This is a genomic window from Giesbergeria giesbergeri, from assembly GCF_054779375.1.
The window spans coordinates 339,215-361,457 of the sequence record NZ_BAAGYJ010000001.1 but is presented as its reverse complement, the minus strand read 5'-3'; the positions used below and the strand labels follow the sequence as shown (position 1 = coordinate 361,457).

The 22,243-nt window shown below is 59.6% G+C and carries 12 protein-coding genes; 5 read left to right on the top strand and 7 right to left on the bottom strand.

Translation table 11 applies throughout. The features are described 5' to 3' along the window. Window positions 1-2: 2 nt before the first annotated feature. The 3 genes from ACYVB2_RS01610 to ACYVB2_RS01600 form a co-directional block, all read right to left on the bottom strand. Window positions 3-5,984 carry an alpha-2-macroglobulin family protein gene (locus ACYVB2_RS01610; protein ID WP_382429679.1) on the bottom strand — a complete coding sequence of 1,994 codons (5,982 nt, stop codon included), beginning with the start codon at window positions 5,982-5,984 and terminating at the stop codon, window positions 3-5. Window positions 5,985-6,077: 93 nt separating this feature from the next. After that, the gene (locus tag ACYVB2_RS01605; RefSeq protein WP_382429681.1) at window positions 6,078-7,067 is read right to left on the bottom strand and encodes a Bug family tripartite tricarboxylate transporter substrate binding protein; all 990 of its coding nucleotides are present in this window, start codon (window positions 7,065-7,067) and stop codon (window positions 6,078-6,080) included. A 40-nt stretch (window positions 7,068-7,107) separates the two neighbouring features. Continuing rightward, complete coding sequence (locus tag ACYVB2_RS01600) at window positions 7,108-8,337, bottom strand: HDOD domain-containing protein (protein ID WP_382429683.1); 1,230 nt, start codon at window positions 8,335-8,337, stop codon at window positions 7,108-7,110. A 135-nt stretch (window positions 8,338-8,472) separates the two neighbouring features. Here ACYVB2_RS01600 and ACYVB2_RS01595 point away from each other — a divergent pair, with 135 nt between their 5' ends. From ACYVB2_RS01595 to ACYVB2_RS01575, 5 genes are all read left to right on the top strand, one after another. Further along, a complete protein-coding gene (locus ACYVB2_RS01595; RefSeq protein WP_382429685.1) occupies window positions 8,473-10,743 on the top strand; it encodes a diguanylate cyclase domain-containing protein in 2,271 nt (756 codons plus the stop codon). A 90-nt stretch (window positions 10,744-10,833) separates the two neighbouring features. After that, window positions 10,834-12,024 carry an alpha-hydroxy acid oxidase gene (locus ACYVB2_RS01590; protein ID WP_382429687.1) on the top strand — a complete coding sequence of 397 codons (1,191 nt, stop codon included), beginning with the start codon at window positions 10,834-10,836 and terminating at the stop codon, window positions 12,022-12,024. After that, complete coding sequence (locus ACYVB2_RS01585; RefSeq protein ID WP_382429689.1) at window positions 12,024-12,956, top strand: EamA family transporter; 933 nt, start codon at window positions 12,024-12,026, stop codon at window positions 12,954-12,956. The genes ACYVB2_RS01590 and ACYVB2_RS01585 overlap by 1 nt, the downstream gene beginning before the upstream one ends. Window positions 12,957-13,076: 120 nt before the next feature. Next, window positions 13,077-14,639 carry a methyl-accepting chemotaxis protein gene (locus ACYVB2_RS01580; RefSeq protein ID WP_460534983.1) on the top strand — a complete coding sequence of 521 codons (1,563 nt, stop codon included), beginning with the start codon at window positions 13,077-13,079 and terminating at the stop codon, window positions 14,637-14,639. A gap of 114 nt (window positions 14,640-14,753) precedes the next feature. Beyond that, window positions 14,754-16,319, top strand: a complete 1,566-nt coding sequence (locus ACYVB2_RS01575) for a methyl-accepting chemotaxis protein (RefSeq protein WP_382429693.1) — start codon at window positions 14,754-14,756, stop codon at window positions 16,317-16,319. Between the two features lie 16 nt (window positions 16,320-16,335). On the opposite strand, the gene queF is transcribed toward ACYVB2_RS01575, so the two are convergent. The 4 genes from queF to ACYVB2_RS01555 form a co-directional block, all read right to left on the bottom strand. Next, on the bottom strand, window positions 16,336-17,190 hold the full coding sequence (queF, locus tag ACYVB2_RS01570; RefSeq protein WP_382429695.1) for an NADPH-dependent 7-cyano-7-deazaguanine reductase QueF: 855 nt from the start codon (window positions 17,188-17,190) through the stop codon (window positions 16,336-16,338). Window positions 17,191-17,202: 12 nt separating this feature from the next. After that, the gene (locus ACYVB2_RS01565; protein ID WP_382429697.1) at window positions 17,203-18,957 is read right to left on the bottom strand and encodes a methyl-accepting chemotaxis protein; all 1,755 of its coding nucleotides are present in this window, start codon (window positions 18,955-18,957) and stop codon (window positions 17,203-17,205) included. Window positions 18,958-19,144: 187 nt separating this feature from the next. Then, window positions 19,145-21,292: a methyl-accepting chemotaxis protein gene (locus ACYVB2_RS01560; protein ID WP_382429699.1), complete on the bottom strand. Its 2,148-nt coding sequence runs from the start codon at window positions 21,290-21,292 to the stop codon at window positions 19,145-19,147. Window positions 21,293-21,319: 27 nt separating this feature from the next. Continuing rightward, window positions 21,320-22,222 (bottom strand): 2OG-Fe(II) oxygenase, encoded by a 903-nt coding sequence (locus ACYVB2_RS01555; protein ID WP_382429701.1) that lies wholly within the window; start codon window positions 22,220-22,222, stop codon window positions 21,320-21,322. Between the last annotated feature and the right edge of the window lie 21 nt (window positions 22,223-22,243).

The window sequence follows — 22,243 nt, the reverse complement described above, 5'->3', positions numbered from 1 at the left end:
CATTACTTTCCAGCAGGGTGAGACAGGGCCACCTGTACCTGTGCATTGGGGTACTCCCCAAACATTTCAGGGGCATACATGGCTTCTGCCCGGCTGGGAGGCAAGGCAAAGACCCCGGCATTGTTCAGGCGCACGGTGTATTCCATCTTCATGGTGCCTTTGGGTAGATATTGGTAGTAGCTGCGGAAGGCTTCAAAGCTGCGCTCCTCAAATGCGGGCCAGCCCACGCCGCTGCGTTTTTCGCCTTGGGTGGCCAATTCGGAATCACGCCCCAGGCCGCTGCCCAAAATGGTGGCTCCGCCGGGAATCGGATCGGTGATGACCACCCATGTCATATCGGCGCTGGCAGTCACTTCCAGCGTGATGCGTAGCACATCGCCCCTGGTGTATTGGCCGGGGGGCAGGTGTTTGTTGGCCTGCTCAATAGGCGTGATGGTTTTTTGCAGGCCGTAGCCTGATGCAAATGGGGCTTTGCGTTGGATGGCCGCCACCGATTGCAGCGTCAGCCACGGTTTGCCACTGCCTTGGTGGGTAACGTCCAGCGGTGCTTTGTCACCCGGCTTGGCCCAAGGCAGGAACATACTGTTGCCACGCAACATACCGGGGGCAGCAGGGGCACCAAACCATACGCTCTGATGCGCCGCGCCACTGGCATCTGCTGGCTGAATGCGTTCGACTTTGGCCCAATCCACCAGTGCGGTGTTGTTGCTCAGTGTGGCACGGGTGGTACCAGCCACCGGGATCGCCTCAAATTTTTGCGAGAAACGCTCTAAGGCCAAGCCGCCCCAGAGGTTGGCAGTGGTGGTGTGCCAAGCACCGTTTTGTTGGCGCTGAATAAAGCCGTTGGCTAAGCGGCCCATGTCGTCTTTCCAACTGGGATCGTCCATCACGGCCAGCATCAGCCGGGCCGTGTTGGCATCCCCGTTTTGCATCAGCCACCACCAGTAGTCGTCTTGCTCGGTGCTGAACAGTAGTTTGGTGCCTTGGTAGCTCAGGCGGCCCCGCACAATTTGCATGGCTTCTTGCAGCCGCTTATCCCGCTCGGGCGCATCGCTGACGCGTTGCAGCACATTGATCCAGTCCAGCACGGCGTGGGTAGGCCATTGGTTGGGGGCGATGGTGATGCTGGTCAGCATTTTGGGTGTAGCCTTACCGTAGCGCGATAGCGCCTCGATGGCCGCTAGCTTGCGCATGTCCAGGTCTTTGCGGGGGCTCCAGAAGTTGCGTTCAATGCGCCCTTCCACAAAGGCGATCAGGCCACGCTCCATGGGTGCGCGGGCGTCGTCGGGCAGAGCAAAGGCGGGGTTGATGCGGGCGGCCTCGTGGGTGGCTGCCAGCAGGTAAGCTGTCAGGGTGTCGCTGCCGTGGTTGGCCTCGCTGCTGTGTGGTGGGAAGTAGTTGGCCAGCCCGTCGCTGTCGAGGTAGGTGGGCAGTTGTGCCACCACGGTTTGCCAGAGTTTGGTATCGCGCAGGCCAATCGATTTGCTGGTTTTTTGTTCTAGGCAGGCAAACGGGTAGTTGGCCCACCAGTCGCGCACACCGGGCAAGCCCTCGGCCAACTTGGGTTGCAGTGCCATTTTCAGGCCACCGCGGCCGGGCAGCGCCTCTGCTGGGGGGCTAACGGGCAGGTTGTAGCTGCCATCGATTTGCACCAAGGTAGCCTGCTGCACCGACAAGGGCACCGCTGGCACGATGCGCTGGCGGGCCTTGAGGGCATCGCGGGCGCCGCTGCGGCTGTCTTTGGCCTCTATCTCCCACAAAATGGCCTCAATGCGGGTTTGGCCCAGTGGGGCTGGGGCTTTCACGTCCCAGGCCACTTCGCGGGCTTCTCCGGCTGCAATCTCCACCGTTTGCGGCTTGAGGTCGATCAAAGTGGCACGGGGGCTGACTTCTACCTGCATGGCCGCTTTGGTGGTGTTGCGCAGCGTGATTTGGGCGCGGAACAGGTCGTCTTCGCGCACCAGTGGCGGCAGGCCGCTGATGATCTGCAAGTCTTGTGTGGTGCGGATGCTGGTGCTGCCTGTGCCAAACAAGCCGGTAGCAGCATCAGCCACGGCCACAACTTTGAAGCTGGTCAGGGCATCATTGAGTGGCACCGTGACTTTGGCTTGGCCGTTGGCATCGAGCTGCACGGTGGGGTTCCAGAGCAGCAGGGTATCGAGCAGTTCACGCGTGGGGTTGCGGCCTCCGCCCCCGCCTGCAGGCACGGCTTTGCGGCCATAGTGGCGTCGGCCAATGATTTCCATCTGTGCCGTAGACGTAGCCACGCCCCAACTGCGCCGTTGCAGCATGGCTTCCAGCAGGTTCCAACTGTGGTTGGGCATCAGCTCTAACAGGGCTTGATCAACGGCAGCCAACGCCACCTCGGCATGGGCTGCAGGCTGGCCGTTGGGCAACTTGGCTGTGATGGTAATTTGTGCCTTGCCGCGCACGGGGTAGCTGTCTTTGTCGGCAGCCACCTTCACATCGAGTTGGTGGGCTTTGGTGCCCACTTTGATTTCGGTCACGCCCAAACGGAATGCTGGTTTGCTCAAATCGACCAGCGCGGTGGGGGCGACATATTCGCGGCCCTCGTACCAGAAGGCTGTCCACCATTGGCGTGGGGCTTTGTAACCCCAGCTAAAAAAGCTGTACCAAGGCACTTCGTGCAAGCGACCCCGCAGCGCCAAGACGCTGACATAGACGTTGGGCCCCCAGCCCTCTTGCACTTTGAGGCTGACCGTGGGATCTTGACCATTGAGTTCTACCACTTGGGTGTCCAAAATGCCTTCGCGTTCTATGCTGACCAGCGCCGTGGCAAAACGGAAGGGCATCCGCACTTGAAAGCGGGCGGTCTCGCCGGGCTGGTAGGTTTTCTTTTCGGGCAGCAGGTCAATACGGTCGTGGTTTTCACCCCCAAACCACACTTCGCCTTGGCGTGTTACCCAAACAGAGGCAGCGGCCTCGAAGGTGTTGCCGTTGCTATCGCGGGCGCTGGCGGTCAGTTCGATCTCGCCAGCGTCAGTCACTTGGGTTTGGCACAGCAGCAGACCACGGGCATCGCTCTTGCCGCTACAGACGGTGCCCAAGTCTTTGGTGCTGGTTTGGCTGTCGTAACTGTAAAACCCGCCCACCATGCGCTTGCGGTTAGTGGTGGTGATGCGCACATTGGCCTGCACTTGCAGGGGCACATCGGCAGCAGGCTTGCCTTCGGGGGTTAATGCCAGCACTTGGAATTGGGCCTTTTGGCTGGTCGATACCCAGCCCTCGGTTTTGACGCCCACCACCACGGCAGCAGGCCACAGGGTATGGGTGCTGCGCAGGGTTTGCACTTCGCCGTTGGGGTCGGCATAGGTGGCTTCGAGCACCAAATCTTGGGCTTGGGATGAGCGTGGCAACTTGTCCAGGGTGATCTGGCCGCTGCCTTCGCGGTTGAGCGTCAGGGGCAGCTTGTCGGCCACAATACGGCTGTCTTGGCTGGCGCTGTCTTCCTCCTCGCCGTTGCTGTGGCTGGCTTGGCGCTGGCGGGGGGGGCGGAAGCTGAAGCCCTCGTAATCGGCAAACTCCAAGCCTTTGCGGCGCACTTGGGCCGAGACCCGCACGGGCAGATTGGCCGCACCACCACCGGCCACATAGTTGATTTGCACGTTGGTGGGCACAGAGCGCACACTGACCAATGGTTTCTTCTCGGCGGGGCCAATGCGGCCTTCAAAGACGGGCAAGCGGAACTCTTCTACCCGAAACTGGCCTGAGCTGAAAGTTTGTTCACCTGCTTGGCTGCTGTGTAGTTCTACGGTGTACAGCCCCAACTTGGCAGCGGGTGGGATGGCAAAGCTGTTGTACGCACTGCGCCCACCAGTGGCGGTTTTGCGCCAAGCCAGTGGCTGGGTAAATTGTTGGCCGCTGCCGCTGTGCGTGATCACCAATGTGTCAGGCAATTGTGCTGGGAGGCCAAAGCCTTTGCCGGTTTCGGTGCGAATCAGGTGCTTCATCGACACGGTTTCACCAGCGCGCAGTAGGGTGCGGTCAAAAACGGTGTGGGCACGCTCATCGGGTTGGATGCTGCTGCTGGTGGGCAGGTCAAAGCGCCAAGGCTCAATTCCGCGCTGCCATTCACTCCACGTAAAGGCCATGTCTTGCACGCCATCACTCCCTTGGCTGCGGGCGCTGACAAAATAGCCATGCGTACCGCCATGTGAGTCGTTGCAGTGGGAGGGCTCGGGATTGAGTTGGCCCAACAAGGCTCGCCCTTGGTCGTCGGTGGTGGCACTGGCCAGCAACCGGCCGTGGCAGTCAGAGACCTGCACTTTGGCCCCTGCCACTGCTTTGCCTTTGTCTAGGGTGGTAACCCATGCCAAGGCATTTTCGCGGCCTAGCTTGAAATGCACGCCCAAGTTGGTCACCAGTGCCGAGGTGCGCACGACCATGGTACGGTTGGCACCATGACGCTCGTCGAGCAGCGAGGCTCCCAGCCTGGGTGAGGCAATCTCCACCACATGAAAGCCCGGTGTGAGTGGAATACCCACCACCTCAAAGGGGCGCGGGTCGCCCTTGGCGGGCTGGGGCAGCTCCAGTGTTTGCACGCCTGCCTGCCCCGCCAACAACGACAGCATCCGCGACTGCACATAGGCTTTGTCATCGGGGTTGATCACTTGTGGCAGTGGGCCTTTCACATCTTGGCGGGCTTGGCTGCGATCGACGATAAAACTATCGTAGTGCTGCACCTTGCGGTACCAACGGATGATGTCGGCATCGCTGCCGGGTTGCAAAGTGCTGACCTTGCCTTGGGGGGCTGCACCCGTCTGCAAGCCTTGGATGTGCAACTGGGCCTCCACATTGCGCAGCGTCACGGGCAGCAGCGCCGGGCCGTTGGGGCCTTCGGCAAAACGCTCCACAATGCCAAAAGGGGCGGCGGCAAACTTGGCCAGTGGTGGCCTACCTGCTGTAGCCACTTGCAGCGGAAAACTGGCGGCATTGACCAAAGAGCGGCCCGCCGCATCGGCAAAATGCTTCGGAAGCTCTATCGTAAAACGGGTTTCTTCTGCCAGTGGTGGCGCAAATTGCACTTGCTCCACCAACTCATCTTCTGTCGCTTGCGGCGCTATGGTTTCGTCTTTGGATTTGAGGCGAATGGCGCTGGCCAGCTTGGCGGGCACAGGGGCGTTGAACGACAGCGACATCGGGCGAATGGGCAAGCAAGCGGCTTGGGCGTTTTCGCGCTCGCAGTGGAACTCGGCTTGAAACGGTGCTCGTACCGTGAAGCCAAAGCGTTTTTCTATGCGGTTGGCAATGCCGCTGGGGGTGCTCACGCCCTGCCCCCAAACCAGTTGTACTTTGGAGGAGGGCGTCAGGCGTCGGTTGCAGGCCAATGTGACGACCGACAGTGCATCTGTGCTGGCCTGCTGGCGCAGGCCGTGGGCATCAAGTAGGCTACTGCGCTCCTTGCCATCGATCAGTCGCACGGGCACCCGCTCGCCCAGTCCTTCGGCGGTACACCAGACATTGGCCTGCACACTGGCCGCAGTGGCGGGGCCATTGAGTTGCAGAATGAAGAACTGCTCCTCGTCAATCGGTTGCCAGCTGGAGGGCCAGACCTGTTGCACAAAAGGCCCGCCGGTATTGAACTGGTAGCGGGTCGTACCGCTCAAGGCGGTGCTGGTGGGCGATTGAAAACCCGGTTTGCCCTGCACAGTGCAGCGCAGGCCGGGGGGCAAGTCGCGGGCAAAGTCAAATACCCATTCTCGTTCGCTAGTCCAGCGGCCCGTGCCTTGGCTTGCTTGGGCATCACTGCAACGCACCTCCAATGGCGCTGGCGCCTGCGGATCGCCAAAGCGCACTGCAGCCCCATCAAATTTGGCTACCACTTGGCGCACGCGGGCCACTTCGCCTTGGGGCGACAGGCTGGTGATTTGCAGCGCCTGTGCGCCCAGAGACGTCAGGAGCAGGCTGGTGGCTAACAAGAGCTTTGAGAATGTCAAGGTGTTTCTCCACGCCGTGGTGGGCATAAAAAACGGCCTGTATGAAGACAGGCCGTTTCAGCGGGGCGTCAGGGCCAAGGCACAGCATACTCCTGTGCGCTCTTGGCTACGGGTTTTGTTTTATCGGGGCTGAAACCCGCTTTTCTGGATGATCTGTGCCCACGCTTGGCTATAAGCGCGCTCGCGGGTTGCCAATTGTTCGCTGCTCATATAACCCACGGTCAGGCCCATATCGGTCAGTTGTTTGTGTACGTCGGGCAAGGCCAGCACCTTGGCTATCGCTGCCGATAGGCGTTGTATCTCGGCAACTGGTGTGCCCTTGGGGGCATAAATGCCATAAAACGGCAGTTCCTCAAACCCCTTTAGGCCCAGCTCATCAAAGGTAGGTACATCTGGCATGGCGGCTTGGCGCTGGGCACCCAGCACGCCCACTACACGCACTTTGCCCGCTTTGTGGTTTTCAATGAAGTCGGGTACAGAACCTACACCAGCGGCAATCTGGTTGCCCAACATGTCGGCCAGCATGGGCGCGCTGCCCCTGTAGGGTGCAGAGATCAGATCAAGCTGGTACTTTTGGCCGATGAGTTTGACCAAGAACTCGGGGGTGGAAGCAGGCGCTGGAATGCCGACGGCCCCTTTGCCTGCACCTTGGGTTTTGATCCATTCCACATACTCTTTGAAGCCCTTGGCGGGGGTTGCCCCAGAGACAGCAAAGGCATTGACGAAGGTGGCAAACCCTGCCACCGGCACAAAATCCTGTGCGGGCTGGTAGCCTGGGTTCTTGACTACCAAGGGCAGGATAGAGATGGTGTGATCGTGCGACAAAAACAGCGTGGTGCCATCAGCGGGGGCTGCCTTGAGCGTTTGTGCTGCAATTTGCCCGCCTGCGCCTGGGCGGTTGTCCACCACCACCGAAGTGCCCAGTGGCTCCTTGAGCTTGTCAGCCAATAGCCGGGCAATCATGTCGGAGCCGCCCCCAGCTGGAAAACCCACCAGAATATGCACGGGCTTGGCCGTTTGTGCCAAGGCGGCAGCGCCTGCGGTGCAGGTCACTGCCAGAGCAGCGGTGCGCAAAATACGGGTCAAAAAATGGCGGCGCAAGGCAGGCATGGGCTGGTGCTCCAGAAATCAATAAAAAGAAACACAGTGTTCAATGGCGTATGGAACCGGGGACTTGCATGGCGTGCAGAGCTGCGTGCAGTTCGGTGGAGGCCAGCACAGCACGCAACTGGGCCAGCGCCGGGTGGCTCAGGTAGGAGCGTAGATGGAACGTGTCGGAGCCTAGGTCGGCATCCAAATCGTAAGCCTTGAGCGAGGCCAATTGGCCCAACGCCAGTTTCTCACCCAAGCCAATGCACAAATAACCCAGAGCCAAGAGCGGTGCCTGTGCTGTATCAACCGCAGTGGCGGGTGTGACCAGCACCCGGCTGATGGCAGACACATCCTGCACCAAGGTGGTGGGCAACTCCCACAAGCGCAATACCAAACTGGCGACTTCACCGGCAGCCACACCAATCACTTCTTGCTCCAGTTCGGCGCGGTGTAGCCGGTCTAGCATCAGCCACTCTTCCACGCCATTGCTGGGCAAGAGGGAGGCTGCTGCCAGATGCCCCACAAAGGCCAGCACCACCTTGGTGGCTAGCACCCCTGGTTCAGGCCAGCCCAGCGCCTTGCCCAAGTGCAGGCACAGTTCGCTGGCGGTGGCACTGGCCTGCCAGATGGCATCAAACGAGCGTTGGGCCGAGGCCAGTTCTGGGCGGAAAGCTTGCGCCAGCATGTATTGCAGGCAAACATTGCGCACAGTGTCCATGCCCAGCAGCGTCACGGCGGGTTCAATACTGGTGACGGGTTGGGGCAGCCCATAGAACGGTGAATTGACAATCGCCAGCACCCGTGCGGCGATCAGCGGCTCGCCCATTAACAGTTCACTCAATTCTGCGGGGTCGGCACGGTTGAAGAAATCGGGTTCCAGCAGTTTCTGCATTGACAGAGGGGGGCGTGGAATGCCGCCAATCACCGTCATCAAGGCCTTGTGCCGTGCGGGCGACAAGTCACGTTCTAGCATCCAATGGAATGCGGCCAGCTCTGGAGGCGTATCGGGTGGCAGCGTCCCTGTGCTGGGGGGGGATGTTGGTTTGCCCAGTGCCGAGGCGTTGGGCAGTGCCTGCCTATCCAAACCCGGTGCATGGACGGTGGGGCGTTTGGCAGGCAGGATGGTTGGGGGCTGTGGGCTGGCGGTAGGGTGGGGCTGTTGTGCCTGTCCATCGCTAGGCAGCTGTGCCGTCTTGGTATGGTGTTGCCGTGCGGTGGGGCGGAATTTCCACCAAACCAAGGCAGCAAGGGCGATCAGGACAGGGATCAAGAGCAGCAAGGCAGGCACGGGTTCAACTCCTGGTGGGGGATACAACAAGTTGCCTATGCTAACCACTCTGAGCAGCCCACAGCCCAAGTACAACGCAAGTTTCAGCGCCTCAATACAATCGCCTCCTCTCTTGCCCCCCACTCTGCCTGCACTGTGCGTCTGACCCGCCCCCGCCAACTGATCCTGCTTGCTGTACTGCTCTCACTGGGGATTGGCGCCTTGTTCATGCACGCTATCTGGGCCATGCGGCAAGACCAGTGGAATTTTGCCAGCCGTACGCAGGTCAATCTGGCACAGACATTGGCGCAGGCCATTCACCACACTTTGGATGGTTTTGATGAGTCACTCAAGGGGGTGGTGGCCGGAGTGCAATATCCACAGCTGATGGCTTTGAAGCCTTTGTTGCGAGATCGGGCCTTGTTTGACCATTCCCTGACCGTGCCCGGTATTGAGGGGGTGGCTGTGCTCGATTTGCAGGGCCGCATACGGATGGCCTCGGCCTCCACCACCTTGAAGTCGGGGGGCCGCATAGAGCTGGAGGCGTTAGGTGTGCTGCCCGTTGAACAGCACCAGGGCTTGTATGTGGGCAACCCCATACACAGCCCGTTTTCGGGGGGGTACGTATTGCCGCTGAGCCGTGCTTATCGGGGGGCTGATGGTCGGCCTGCGGGCTTGGCGGTGGGATTTATCCAGTTGCAGCGGTTTAACGAATTGTTTGCTTCGGTCAACCTTGGGCCGCACAGTGGACTGAATCTGTTCCAACTCAACGGCACTGTGGTGGTACGTTTTCCTTACAGTGATCGGGATACGGGCAAATCGCTGGCGGGCACTGACAACATGCGCAGGCTGCAAGCGGCACCCCACGGCACGTTCTCCAGTCGTGCGGTGCTGGATGGTGTGTTGCGCATGTATGCGTTTCACCGGGTAGAGGGCTATCCGCTGGTCATCAATGTGGCGCAATCGGTGGATGCTGTGTTGGCTGATTGGCGCCGCAGTGCGGCTTGGTTGGGCATTTTTGCTTTGGTATTGATGGCCGCCTGTGTGGGGTTGGCCGTACTGTCTGCACGCGAACTTGAGCGCCGCCAAGCAGTCAGCAGCCAACTGCAACAGGCACAGCATGACTTGCACACGATTCTGGACAGTTTGCCATCGATGGTGAGCTATTGGGATCGCGATCTGCACAACCGCTTTGCCAACCGGGCGACTGAACTCTGGTTTGGTATCTCACCCGAGCAATTGCGCGGTATGCCTGCGGCCACCCTGTTGGGGCCACGCGATTACGCTTGGGTGCAGCCTTATCTGGAGCGTGCTTTGAATGGGGAGGCCCAGTGCTTTGAACGCCGTTTGACGGACGCGCTAGGGCAAAGCCACCATGTCCATGTCACCTATACCCCTGATGTAGACCATGGGCAGGTGCGTGGCATTCTGGCCCAGCTGATCGACATGACCGAACGCAAGCGCATGGAGGACGAGCTGTTTGAGGAAAAAGAGCGTATCCGCCTGACGCTGCAATCCATTGGTGATGCGGTGGTGTGTACCGATGCCCAGGGACGGCTGACTTACCTCAATCCGGTGGCCGAGCGCATGACGGGTTGGCCCAAAGACGAAGCCGTTGGGCAGGATGCAGACACAGTGGTGCCACTGTATTGGAGCAATGGTCAGTCTCTGCAGCCCAGTCCGCTGCGCCAGGCGCTAGAGTCGGGTGTGTCGTGTGGGCCTACCCGTGGGGTCGTGTTGCACTGCAAAGATGGCCCGCGCTATGACGTAGAAGAGTCGGCCAGCCCGATTGTGGATCGCCACGGCCAGAAAGTGGGAGTGGTCATGGTCTTGCACGATATGACCCAGACGATGGCGATGGCTGCACGCATGGCCCATCTGGCGCAATACGATTCCCTGACCGACTTGCCCAATCGCCTGCTGCTGCAAGACCGTGCCCGCCATGCGCTGGCCCAAGCGCGGCGTGATGGTCGCCAGTTGGCTGTCATTTACTTGGATTTGGATGGTTTCAAACAGATCAATGACGGCCTAGGCCACGATGCAGGCGACCAATTGTTGGTGGAGTTTGCCCGGCGCCTCAAGGCCACGGTACGTGAGTCCGACACCGTTTGCCGTCAGGGGGGAGATGAATTTGTGCTCCTGCTGCCGGGGTTGGAAAATGCCGCACATATTGATCGGTTGGCACACAAGATACTGGCTACTTGCGAGGCACCATTCAACTTGCAAGAGGGCTGCTTTGGCAAGACGGGGCGTGTGGGTGTGAGTGCGGGGGTGGCGCTGTTTCCGCAGCACGGCCTTTCGTTTGAGTTGCTGGCCCGCCATGCTGATGAGGCCATGTATGCCGCCAAACGTGCTGGGCGGGGCTGCTTTTATCTGTACCAAGGTGATGGCTTGGCCCCGATACCCATTGCCCCCCGGCACCCCTGAAAACATGGCCTGTTCAGTATGCCCCCCATGTTTGTCGATGTGCGGCCCACTTGGTAGCCCTCTACAACTCTTTTTTCATTCTCTTGTGCCATGAGCCATCTCTCTGACATCACCTGCATTGAAGACTTGCGCCAACTGGCCCAGCGCCGTGTGCCGCGCATGTTTTACGACTATGTGGACACTGGCTCATATACCGAAGCCACTTACCGTGCCAATGAGGCCGATTTGCAACGCATCCGGCTGCGCCAGCGTGTGGCCGTTGACCTGAGTGAGCGCAGTACCCGTAGCACGATGGTGGGCCAAAGTGTGGCTATGCCAGTGGCACTGGCCCCAACGGGCCTAACGGGTATGCAACATGCCGATGGCGAGATTCTGGCTGCCCGTGCTGCGCAGGCTTTTGGCGTACCGTTCACGCTCTCGACCATGAGCATTTGTTCGATAGAGGATGTGGCTGCACACACAGGGCGCTACCCGTTCTGGTTCCAGTTGTATGTGATGCGCGACCGTGATTTTGTAGCCCGTCTGATTGACCGTGCGAAAGCCGCAGGCTGCTCGGCCTTGCAACTGACGCTCGATCTGCAATTGCAGGGGCAGCGCCATAAAGACATTAAAAATGGCCTGTCGGTGCCAGTGCGGCCCACGTTGGCTAACTTGCTCAATTTGGCCAGCAAGCCACGTTGGTGCCGCGCTATGCTGGGCACACCACGGCGCAGCTTTGGCAACATCATGGGCCATGTGCAGGGGGTTGAAGATCTGTCCTCGCTGGGGGCTTGGACAGCCGCCCAGTTTGATCCCACGTTGAACTGGAATGATGTGGAATGGATCAAGCGCCGCTGGGGTGGCAAGCTCATCCTCAAGGGCATCATGGATGCCGAAGACGCCCGGTTGGCCGTGGCTACCGGGGCCGATGCTTTGATCGTCAGCAACCACGGTGGGCGCCAGCTCGACGGTGCGCCCTCCACCATTGAGGCACTGCCTGCCATCGTACAAGCCGTGGGCCAGCAGACAGAGGTGTGGATGGATGGTGGTATTCGCAGCGGGCAAGATGTGCTCAAGGCGCTGGCCTTGGGCGCGCGTGGCACCCTGATTGGGCGCAGCTTTCTGTATGGCTTGGGGGCTGGTGGTCAAGCAGGGGTGACTCGGGCGCTGGAAATCATCCAGAAAGAACTAGACACCACGATGGCTTTTTGTGGCCGTACCGATATCCGCACTGTCGATGCCTCTGTGTTGTGGCCCGGCAGTTATCCGCAGCCGCTGGCTGAATCCGGAGGCTTGGACTAATGTCTTCTGTTGCTCTTCATGCCTCTCCAGACTGGCTGTGGGTGCCTGTGGTGTTGGTGGCTGCTTTGGCTCAAACGGTACGCAACACGGCTCAACGCTCTTTGACTTCGGAGTTGGGCACCATGCCGGCCACCTTGGTGCGTTTTTTGTATGGGCTGCCATTTGCGGTGGTCTATTTGGCCGCGTTGTATCTGCTGCTGCCAGAGGCACGGGTGCTGCCAGCGTTCAGCATCAGCTATGTGGGCTGGATTGCGTTGGGGGCGCTGTTTCAGATCTTGGCGACGGCAGCCTTGCTGCGGGCGATGGAGGAGCGCAATTTTGCTGTGGCTGTGACTTTGGCCAAGACCGAGGTGTTGCAAGTGGCCTTGTTTGCTGCGGTGTTTTTGCACGAGTTGCCTACCGCTTTGGCATTGGTGGCCATGGTGCTGTCCACATTGGGCGTGGTGGTGTTGTCTCTGCCGGGGCGGGGCCAGTGGCTCTCGCTGTCGGCTTGGTTCAGTCGCCCAGCGTTATACGGTTTGGCGGGGGGCGCCTGTTTTGCCATTGCCACAGTGTGTTTTCGGGGCGGGGCGCTGGCGCTGGATGCGGCCTCGCCTTGGGTTTCTGGAGCCTGGGGCGTGTTGTTGGCCCAAAGTTTGCAATCTGTAGGGTTGGGCGCTTGGGTGGCCCAACGCACTCCGCAGGGGCTGGCGCCACTGTGGCGGGCTTGGCGGGTTTCTTTACTCACAGGGGCCATGGGGGCAATCGCTTCCATTGCTTGGTTCACCGCCTATGCTCTGCAAAGTGTTGGGCAGGTGCGCACGTTGGGCATGATTGAAGTGGTGTTCAGTTACTTTGTATCGCGCCGTATCTTGAGTGAGCACCTGCTATGGCAGGAAAAGACGGGAATGTTGATGGTGGTGGCCGGGCTGGTGTTGATCTGCTGGCCTTGACAGAACCGTGGGATGATTCAGGGTACGCATGGTGAATATGGCAAGAGAATGAAACCGTTCGTATCGAGTTGTAAACTTTGCCGTTCTAGAGCAAAGCATTTTTGAGGAGGAGACCCATTCATGCGTGTGAATTTGCCCGTGACCGATCAGGAATATGAATTTCCTGCCAAAACTATGCTGGTGTCCACCACTGACACCACCGGCGTGATCACGCATTGCAATCAAGCCTTCATGGATGCCAGCGGTTATGCCTACGAAGAACTGATAGGCCAGCCACACAACCTGATCCGCCACCCCGATATGCCGCCCCAGGCTTACAAAGATCTGTGGGCGACTGTGGGCCGGGGTTTGCCTTGGTTGGGCATTGTGAAGAACCGGCGCAAAAATGGCGGTTTTTACTGGGTGCGTGCCAACGTAACGCCCATTATGGAGGGGGGCAAGCCGCGTGGTTACATGTCGGTGCGCACCAAGCCCAGCCGCAACGAGATCGCGCAAGCTGAAGCCCTGTATGTGCAATTGCGTGCCGATTTGGCAGCCCAGCGCGAGACCTTCCGTTTGCACCGTGGCACTGTGGTACACCCCGGTTTGCGTGGTGCATTGCAGCGTGTGCGGCAGGTGGGTGCCACTCCCACTTTAGGGCTGATGTTGGCGGGTATGGCTGCCATAGCTACCTTGCCACGCTGGTTGGATTGGCAAGGGCCGCTGGCTTGGGCAGCCGAACTAGGCTTGCTGCTGCTCACTGGGGCTGGGGTGTTGACATGGTTTCAGCGCCGCATTGTGGGGGGAATGCGCAATGCAGGCTACTTTGCCCGCGACATTGCGGCCTGTAATTTGAGCACCCAGCTCGATATGTCGCAGTTTCCCAATTCGCTCCAGCCTATGGCCCGCAGCCTGCAACAGATTCAGGTCAATTTGCGTGCCGTGGTCGGAGATGTGCGTACCGAGATTGTGGGCTTCATGGCCGCCGCAGACCGCATAGCCCAGGGCGGGCATGACCTCTATGCCCGCACTGAGGCCCAAGCCAGCAGTTTGGTGCAGACGACTTCGGCGATGGAGACGCTCTCCAGCGCAGTCCACCAAACGGCCCAAACAGCAGAACAGGTGTCGGGCGACAGTGTGCAAAGTGCCGAGGTGGCCCGCCAAGGTGGGCAAGCGGTGCAACAGGTAGGGCAGGCCATGCAGGCTATTGAGCACTCCTCCCGTCAGGTGCGTGACATCATTGCCGTGATTGAAGGCATTGCCTTTCAGACCAATTTGTTGGCGCTCAATGCGGCGGTGGAGGCCGCGCGGGCGGGTGAGCAGGGGCGTGGCTTTGCGGTGGTGGCTGGTGAGGTGCGGGCGCTGGCCCAGCGCAGTGCGCAAGCGGCCAAAGAAATCCGTACCCTCATCAGTGCCTCGGCCCAACAGGTTGCAGATGGCACACACCAAATGGCTCAGGCGGGGCAAACCATCAATGACGTGGTGGCTTCGGTGTATCGGGTCAGTGAATTGGTGCGCCAGATCAGCCATGCCACCACCGAGCAATCGGTGGGTATCGACCAGGCCAATGCAGCCATGGTGCAGCTAGAAATGGTAACGCAGCAGAACGCGGCACTGGTGGAGCAAACCTCCGTATCGGCGGATGCACTCAAAAATAGCTCCACCGCCTTGTCGCGTTCTGTAGAAGTGTTTCGTCTCGATTGAGATTTGTTGGTTTTTTGTTACGCTGTTAACAAAAAGACGCAGTCATCCGATTCACGTCAGTGGCCTGCGTAGCCAGCATCCCTATATTGGAGCCTTCAACGGAGGACTTGCTGCATGCGTACCAACCTACCTGTCACGCCCCACGAGTTTGATTACTCGGGTGAAGAGCTGCTGATGTCCACCACCGATGAAACGGGACGGATCACCCATTGCAACGCAGCATTTTCCCGTGTCAGTGGCTATGCCATCCATGAGTTGATGGGCCAGCCCCACAACATGGTGCGCCACCCCGACATGCCACCAGAGGCCTTTAAGGACATGTGGAACACCATTGGCAAAGGCCGCACATGGGTGGGCGTTGTCAAAAACCGGCGCAAAGATGGCGGTCATTATTGGGTGCGGGCCCATGTGACGCCGCTGATGGAGAACGGCAAGCCCAAAGGCTATATGTCGGTACGGGTCAAACCATCGCGTGAAGAAGTACACGAGGCACAAGCACTGTATGCCCGTGTGGTGCAGGAGCGCGAGTCGGGGCGACACACTTTTTACCTGCATTGTGGCCGGGTGCGCCCCACAGGGTGGCGCGACAGGGCTGGACGTTTGCAGCGTGCCACCTTTACCGAGCGTTTGTTGGCCATGATGGTGCCCCTGTGGGCAGTGGCCTTGGTGCCACAGGCTATGGGCTGGACGAACGACTTGACGGTGCGTGTTTTGCAGCTGGTGTTGGTGTTGGGGGTGTCGGGCCTGATTGTGTGGCTTTTTCACCGGCGTATCACGCTGGCACTGGCCGATGCCAACCAACTGGCCATAGGAATTGCTGGTTGCAGCGTGATGGGTGATGAGCAGCGCATTCGCGAGCGCCATCCGGTCGCCTTGTTGATGGAGCGATTGCAGCAAATACAAGTCAATTTGCGGGCGATTGTGGGGGATGCCCGTACAGAAATCAGCGGCTTTGGTGAAATTGCCGAGACCATTGCCCACGGTGCTCAGAGCTTGGCCCAACGCACCGATGCCCAGGCCAGTAGCCTAGAGCAAACCGCAGCCTCGATGGAGGAGCTGGCCAGTACGGTGCGCCAGTCGGCCGATACCGCACAGCAGGTGCTGCGCGAGAGTGAGCGCAGTGCAAACTTGGCCCGCCGTGGGGGCCAGGTGGTGGCAGAGGTGGGGGAGGCGGTGCAATCGATTGAGCAGTCCTCGCACAAAATGGGGCAAATTATTGGCACCATTGAGGGCATCGCTTTCCAGACCAATTTGTTGGCCCTCAATGCCGCCATTGAGGCAGCACGCGCTGGTGAGCAGGGTCGTGGTTTTGCCGTGGTGGCCGGTGAGGTGCGGGCGCTGGCGCAGCGCAGCGCCACAGCGGCCCGCGAGATCAAGGGCTTGATTGGGGAGTCCAGCGCCCATATTGAGCGTGGTGCCACCCAAATGGCCTCGGCACGCCAAACGATCCAAGAGGTGGTGGAATCGGTGTCCCATGTAAATGCCCTGATGCAGCACATGGGGGCGGCGGCCCAAGAGCAATCCCAAGGTATTGCCCAAGTCAATCAGGCCGTGACAGAGCTCGACCGTGTGACCCAAGAGAACGTGGCTCAGGTGCAGGAGTCTGCCTCCACCGCCGCAGCCATGAGCAATAACGCGGGCGTGCTGGGGCGCACGCTGGCGGTGTTTCAGTTGCCCTGAGTTTGGGCAGGGCGGTTTATTGCCTTGCTGTGCGGATGTTGCGTGGCAAGGCTTGTGGATGGCTGGTGCGCAATGGGTTGATGTCTAGTCCGCCCCGGCGGGTGTAGCGGGCATAGACCGTCAACTTGATGGGTTTGCAGCGTTGCCAGAGATCCATGAAGATGCGTTCAACGCATTGCTCATGGAACTCGTTGTGGTTGCGAAAGCTGACAATGTATTGCAACAAACTTTCTTGGTCGATTTGTGGGCCGCTGTAGGCAATTTGCACCGTGCCCCAGTCGGGTTGGCCTGTGACCAAACAGTTGCTCTTGAGCAGGTGGCTAACCAACACTTCATCGACCGGAGCTTCATCAAACTGAGCGCGCAACAGCTCGGGGGCAGGCTGGTATTGCGTGCATTCGATGTCCAGCCGGTCTAGCAGCAGGCCATCGAGTTCATGCACAGGCTCGCGGTCAAACATATCGGGCAGCAGCAACTTCACGCCTACTGTGGCGGTGCGGTCGGCACCGCGCCAGACGGCCTCACTCACATCGGCACGGATGCGCGCCTGCACTTCGGTGGCATCGGCAAAGCGGGTGTTGTTAAAGCTGTTGAGGTAGAGCTTGAAAGACTTGCTCTCAATCAGGTTGGGTGTTTCACAGGGTACCGTGATGTGGGCCAGCGCCACCTGGGGTTTGCCACGCAGGTTCAACCAAGACAACTCAAACGCTGTCCACAGGTCAGCACCAAAAAAGGGTGGGGCCGCCGTCGAGATACCGATCTCGCTGCGCTTGCTGGCCCGTGGTAGTGGAAACAGCAGGCTGGGGTCGTATTGGTCGGCATAGCTGGACGTCTTGCCCAATTGGGAATGTTCAGGAGTGTTAGAAGGCATGAGAGATCAATGTCAGAAGCTTTCCCAGTCATTGTCCGATGAGGTCTGGGGGCGGGCCGCCGCTACGGGGGGCAAGGCCGGTTTGGGGCTGGAAATGCCAGCTGCACGTTGGGGTGCAGGCATGGCGGGCTTGCGCGCGGTGGCAGGCAGGCTGGGCGCAGCGGGGGGGCTGCTCTTTGGGGGCAGTGGTGCTGGCCGTGCAACTTGGGGTGGCTGTCGGTGGTCGGTGGTGGCCAGCTGGAACACAGAGACTGTTTGCACCAAGTCTTGCGCCTGGTTTTTGAGGCTGCTGGCTGCGGCTGCCATCTCTTCCACCAAGGCGGCATTTTGTTGCGTGGCCTGATCCATTTGTGTCACGGCCTGACCGACTTGAATCACTCCGGCACTTTGCTCGGTGCTGGCCGCACTGATTTCACCCATGATGTCGGTGACTTGCTTGATGCTGCTGACCACCTTGTTCATGGTTTGGCCGGCCTTGTCCACCAACAGCGTACCTTGTCCAACACGCCCAACACTGGCATCAATGAGGGTTTTGATTTCTTTGGCGGCTGCCGCGCTGCGTCCTGCCAAAGCGCGCACTTCAGAGGCCACCACCGCAAAGCCACGGCCTTGGTCTCCGGCCCGGGCGGCTTCTACCGCAGCGTTGAGGGCCAGGATATTGGTTTGGAACGCAATGCCATCAATCACGCTGATGATGTCAGCAATTTTTTGTGAACTGGTGTTGATCTCTTTCATGGTCTCAACGACCTGGCCCACCACTTCGCCACCTTCGGCGGCCACATCGCTGGCCTGTTGGGCCAGTTGGTTGGCCTGGCGGGCGTTGTCTGCATTTTGGCGCACCGTGGAGCCGAGCTGCTCCATGCTAGAGGCGGTTTGCTCCAGCGCACTGGCTTGGCTTTCGGTGCGAGAGGAGAGATCTTGGTTGCCTTGGGCAATTTCGGCACTGGCTGTTGCCACCGATTCGGAGCCTGTGCGCACACTGCTCACCACCCGGATCAGGGCGGTTTGCATCTCGTTCATGGCCGTCAGCAAAGTGCCCAGTTCATCGGTGCGTTGCACTTGAATCGGGTTGCTCAAATCGCCTTGGGCGATACGGCGGGCCGCATCGACTGCATCATGCAAAGGTGCGGTGATGGAGCGGATGATGACGGCGCTCAACACCACGGTGGCACCGATGGCGATCAACACCAAAACGATCATTTGCAGATGTGCCGAAGTGTAGGCACCGTCCGATTTTTTGGCAGATTGGGCGCTGCCTTGCTCATTGATCTGAATTAGCTTTTCCAGTTCGGCCACCATGCCGTCAAAGGCCTGTTTGGATTCGCCCTCAAACAGCACCCGCGCCTCTTCGTTGAGGTTTTGGCTGCTGAGATGGAGGGTGGTTTGGTCTAGCGCCTGCATTCGTTGCCACTTGCTGAGGTAGATGGGGTAGGTGGTTTTCTCCCCCGGCTCGGTGATCAACAACTCATACTTTTTGCGGCTCTTTTCTAGCAGTTCTTGGTGCTGCCGGAATGCCGACTCCAGCTTGGTCATGGCCTCTGAATTGGTGTTCATGACATGCTCGGCCACCAACAAGCGCAGGTTGCTGTGCTGGAGGTGCAGTGTCTCCACCGCCGTGAGGGCGGGCAGCCAGTTGGACATCACTTCATCGGCAGCCTCATTCATCTGCTTCATCTTGAGCAGGGAAGAACCTGCCAACAACAGCAGCAAGAGAATGATCAAACCAAAGGCACCCGACAAGCGAGTGCTTATTTTCCAATGTCCCATAGTCTCCACCTCTTTGATTGTTGACGCCAAGTTGAAATAGCCAACCCAGATACGTTGTAACCGCATGATGGATCAAAAGCGGCTATCCAACACCTACCCGTTGGTACTTTAGTGGTATGTGTGGTGTTGATGGGGCGTTGGGGGCTGATGGTGTCAGCCCCCTGTATCGTCAGATTCGCCAGAATCGTTAGAACGTCTCCCACGCATCGTCTTCTGGCGTGGTCTTGGAGGACATGGTCAGAGGTGGTGGTGGTGCCGTTTTGGGGGCCGCTGCCCGCAGTGTGGGAGCACTGGGGGGGTTGGCGGGCATGGGGGGGCGTTGCACCCTTGCGGCGGGCGGGGGTGTGGTGCGTGCAGGGGCGCTGCTTGGTGTGCTGGTGTGCTGGGCATTGAGCTTGAACACATCGACGGCATGCACCAGTTCTTGGGCCTGCACCTTGAGGCTGCTGGCTGCCGCTGCCATTTGCTCGACCAGCGCCGAGTTTTGTTGTGTGACCTGATCCATTTGTGCCACGGCCTCACCCACTTGGCCGACGCCTGCACTTTGCTGCACGCTGGCTGCACTGATATCGCCCATGATGTCTGTGACCCGCTGGATGGCGCTGACCACTTCGGTCATGGTATTGCCTGCTTGGTCTACTTGGCTCGCGCCCACCTCTACGCGGTCTACACTGGCGTTGATCAACTCCTTGATTTCTTTGGCGGCATTGGCCGAGCGGCCTGCCAAATTGCGCACTTCGGCGGCAACCACTGCAAAGCCACGGCCTTGCTCTCCCGCCCGTGCGGCTTCCACCGCCGCATTCAGTGCCAGGATGTTGGTCTGGAATGCAATGCCATCAATCACACTGATGATGTCGGCAATTTTGCGTGAGCTGTCATTGATCTCCTTCATGGTCTCAATCACCCGGCCTACGGCTTCGCCACCTTGCACGGCCACCCCGGAGGCATGGCGGGCCAACTCGTTGGCATGGCGGGCGTGTTCGGCATTTTGTGTCACTGCCGAGCCTAGTTGGCTCATGGAGGCTGCTGTCTCTTCCAGTGCGCTGGCCTGGCTCTCGGTGCGTCCAGACAGGTCTTGGTTGCCTTGGGCAATTTCGGTACTGGCGGTGGCTACGCCTTCTGCCCCTTGACGCACCTTGGCAACCACACCTGCCAAGCCGTCTTGCATCCGCTGCAATTGGGCCATCAGGCTGCTTTGGTCGTGGGGGCGCACCACAATGGATTGGCTCAAATCGCCTTCGGCCACACGGGCGGCAATGGCCGCAGCATGTTCGGGCTCCCCGCCAATCGGGCGCAGCACCATGCGTTCAAGCGCCAGTGCCAAGCCTATCGATACCAGCAGAATGCTCAACAGCCCCAACCCGGCAGCGAGCCAGCGTTGTTGGTAGATCTCGGCCAGAATTTCGGTATTGGGCACGGTAATGGCGAAAGACCAAGGCGTTTTGCTGGCCCCAATTTGCAAGGGCATGTAGATGCGGGTGACGGTCTCATTCAAACGCTGGCTATATGTCTCCATGCGCAACAGGCGCCCTTCAGCAATGGCAGCCCGTGCCTGCTCTGCTTCGGGGTGTTTGCCTATGTCTTGGCCCACGTTGGCTGGGTCTTGGTCACCCAGAAAAATACCGCCGTGCGAGAGCAGGCTGGCATAACCGTTGTTGAAGACGCGCACCTGCGAGGTCATCTTTTGTAGCCCTTCTAGCGTCAGATCGACACCGGCCACGCCGACAAACCGACCATCCACCTGAATGGGTACAACCAAACTGGTGATGAGCATTTCTTTGCCGCCCACAGTGTATTTGTAAGGCTCAATCAGGGTTTCTTGGCCGGTTTTCTTGGGCAACAGGTAGTAATCACCCGCCACAGGCTTGTCGTAGTCGACCAGCGGCTCTACTGCCAATGTGCCACTGCCCCGGTTCCAGTAGGGGATGTAGCGGCCTGTGGCATCGTGCCCTGGTTGGTTGGCATATTCGCTGTCCTTGCCATCAAAGGCATCGGGCTCCCAGCCAGACCAGACCCCAATCAAAGCAGGATTGCCTGCCAGCACTCCCTTGAGCAAGGCGTCTGCACTGGCACGGTTGGCCAGCCCAGACGACTTGAGTTGCCCTAGGGCATGGGCCAGTGTGCGGGCCACATCCATCCCCTGTTCCAAGTCTGCGGTGGCCTTGTGGCCTTGGTTGGCCGCCAACTGCTCGGTGTAGCGCAAGGCGCTTTCGTGTTGCAGTTGCCCTGCTTTGTATGTCAGGACTGTGAGTGTGAGGGCATAGCCTGCCAGCACGATCAGTGCCACCAACAGCAGTAACCTGGTGCGCAGGGTCAGCTTGTGGGATGTGGGCATTTTGAGGAACTCCGATAGATCAATGATTCAGGTGAACTCGCGTTCGCGTAGCCATTTCGTGGCTATCCACTTCTCGCCTGCCTGCACGGGGGCACCACCATGCAGGGTGCGCGTAGCAGGATGGGGCAGGGGGTAGCTAAAAAACACCGCATTGCCCCGCTGGGCGGCTACTTCCAGCCCTACATCAGGGAAAGTGGTGCCCCCGCCCTGTTCAGGTGTGTTGAGGTACAACACAAAGGTGCCAACACGTTGGCCGCCACGGGCCAGAATCCGCGGTGTGCCTGGCTGGGCCGGATCGAAATAGTCGTAATGGGGCCGGTATTGAGCACCGGGTGCGTAGTGCAGCACCTGCAAGCCTTCGCCGTTTTCCAGGGGCCAGTTAGCCAAGCGGGCCAGTCGGGCCTCTATGCGCTGAATCAGTTCGCTCTCACCACGTTGGAAGAACATGCCATCGCTGGTGCGGTCTGCATTGACTTCTTCGCCGCCCGTGAGGGTGGCTACCGTCAGCGAGCGGGCCATGCGTGGACGGGCGGCTTCAATCAGGGCATCACACTCTTGGGGTGACAGCACATTGCCCAACACCACCACCCGGGGTAGGGCCAGCGACAGCAACACATCGACTTGGCGGTCACCTGCATCCAAGCGGCTGGGTGCACCTTGCAGTGAGGGTTCTGGCACAGCTTGGTCGGTTGCAGGGATGGCATCACTACCCATGTGACCTAGGTGTTCACGCAGGGTCTCTTCCAGTGCCTGCATGGCAACTTCTTCGTGCCAGCCCGCAGTGGTCATGGCCTGTATCAGGGCCGGAGCACTGACGTTGGCTTGGGCTTGTTGGATGATCCAGGTTCGCAGCTCGGGCGTAATGGCGGGAGCCGCAGCCGTGCGGGCAACCTGGGCAGATGCGGTGGTGGGAGCGATTTGTGGTGCCATGATGGTATTGCGTTATGTAAC

Excerpts from the sequence above, each read along its gene's own strand:
- ACYVB2_RS01555 (WP_382429701.1), bottom strand. The coding sequence starts at position 22,222 with ATGGCACCACAAATCGCTCCCACCACCGCATCTGCCCAGGTTGCCCGC.
- ACYVB2_RS01575 (WP_382429693.1), top strand. The coding sequence starts at position 14,754 with ATGCGTACCAACCTACCTGTCACGCCCCACGAGTTTGATTACTCGGGT.
- ACYVB2_RS01565 (WP_382429697.1), bottom strand. The coding sequence starts at position 18,957 with ATGGGACATTGGAAAATAAGCACTCGCTTGTCGGGTGCCTTTGGTTTG.
- ACYVB2_RS01610 (WP_382429679.1), bottom strand. The coding sequence starts at position 5,984 with ATGCCCACCACGGCGTGGAGAAACACCTTGACATTCTCAAAGCTCTTG.
- ACYVB2_RS01580 (WP_460534983.1), top strand. The coding sequence starts at position 13,077 with ATGCGTGTGAATTTGCCCGTGACCGATCAGGAATATGAATTTCCTGCC.
- queF (WP_382429695.1), bottom strand. The coding sequence starts at position 17,190 with ATGCCTTCTAACACTCCTGAACATTCCCAATTGGGCAAGACGTCCAGC.
- ACYVB2_RS01590 (WP_382429687.1), top strand. The coding sequence starts at position 10,834 with ATGAGCCATCTCTCTGACATCACCTGCATTGAAGACTTGCGCCAACTG.
- ACYVB2_RS01585 (WP_382429689.1), top strand. The coding sequence starts at position 12,024 with ATGTCTTCTGTTGCTCTTCATGCCTCTCCAGACTGGCTGTGGGTGCCT.
- ACYVB2_RS01605 (WP_382429681.1), bottom strand. The coding sequence starts at position 7,067 with ATGCCTGCCTTGCGCCGCCATTTTTTGACCCGTATTTTGCGCACCGCT.
- ACYVB2_RS01560 (WP_382429699.1), bottom strand. The coding sequence starts at position 21,292 with ATGCCCACATCCCACAAGCTGACCCTGCGCACCAGGTTACTGCTGTTG.